Genomic DNA, 1032 nt, shown 5'->3' on the forward strand with positions numbered 1-1032 from the left:
ATGGTGAGTTAGAACTATATTCACAAGTCATTCTTATCAAAGTGCATAAAAGCCATTATGTTGCCAAGAAAATTTCTGTTTCGAATGACCTTTTCGCGCCTGATTAATTATTAATAATTCTTCTCGTCTTTTATTGCTTTTAAAAAGTTTTATTATTGCCTTTATTTTACTGTTATTTTAATTGAATATTAAACCAACCATTTTAGTTAGAAATAAAAACACTTTATTATATACAACCTTTTTAATCAGAATTAAATATAAATAAAACAATTTTAATCAAAATAATATTTTTATTTACAAGTGTTTTAGTTGGATTTAATAATTAATTCAAACTATTTTAGTCAGATATTTTATCAATAATTATTTAAATTATTAACCACATGATTTTTATTAAAAAAATAATTAAGTTTTTATTTAAAATATATTTATTGTTTATTTTTAATATATTTTGATTAATAATGAAATTAATATGTATCGAGGTTTATTTTATGAGCCTTAAAAATCTAGATATTAACTCCCGATTAATTAGAGAAATCGCAATTATTCTAATAATTAAAGTCGCGCTTCTCTTAACAATCAAACATATTTGGTTTGACGCTCCCACTATCCCCAAAAATTTTGACAATCAGGTCGCCGAGCATATTGCAGGCGATAACTCTTCCCACATTAAGGAGACACGTTGATGATTTCTGAAAGCGTGGTTGATCTTTCGCGGTTCCAATTTGCCATGACCGCAATGTATCACTTTCTTTTCGTACCTTTGACCCTAGGCCTTGCGTTTATTCTGGCTATTATGGAAACCACTTACGTTATATCTGGTAAAGAGATTTACAAGGATATGACTAAGTTTTGGGGAAAACTATTTGGTATTAACTTTGCCTTAGGCGTAACTACAGGCTTAACCATGGAGTTCCAGTTCGGAACAAACTGGGCATATTACTCTCATTATGTAGGTGATATATTCGGTGCGCCATTAGCAATTGAAGGCTTAATGGCATTCTTCCTTGAGTCTACATTTATCGGTCTATTCTT

General features: G+C 29.4%; 2 protein-coding genes and 1 pseudogene. All 3 read left to right on the forward strand.

What is annotated here, in order from left to right; all coding sequences use genetic code 11:
• Positions 1-107 (forward strand): annotated as a pseudogene (locus VXQ92_RS21130) (hypothetical protein); the annotation flags it as partial.
• Positions 108-488: 381 nt separating this feature from the next.
• The gene (gene cydP, locus VXQ92_RS21135) at positions 489-683 is read left to right on the forward strand and encodes a cytochrome oxidase putative small subunit CydP (RefSeq protein ID WP_000053889.1); all 195 of its coding nucleotides are present in this window, start codon (positions 489-491) and stop codon (positions 681-683) included.
• The coding region (locus tag VXQ92_RS21140; RefSeq protein ID WP_416683085.1) for a cytochrome ubiquinol oxidase subunit I at positions 683-1032 on the forward strand (350 nt) is incomplete at its 3' end. The genes cydP and VXQ92_RS21140, both read left to right, overlap by 1 nt.

Source organism: Acinetobacter sp. 228 (genome assembly GCF_048147885.1).

What these genes read in the sequence shown, in the direction of transcription:
- cydP (WP_000053889.1), top strand. Translation starts at nt 489, where the DNA reads ATGAGCCTTAAAAATCTAGATATTAACTCCCGATTAATTAGAGAAATC.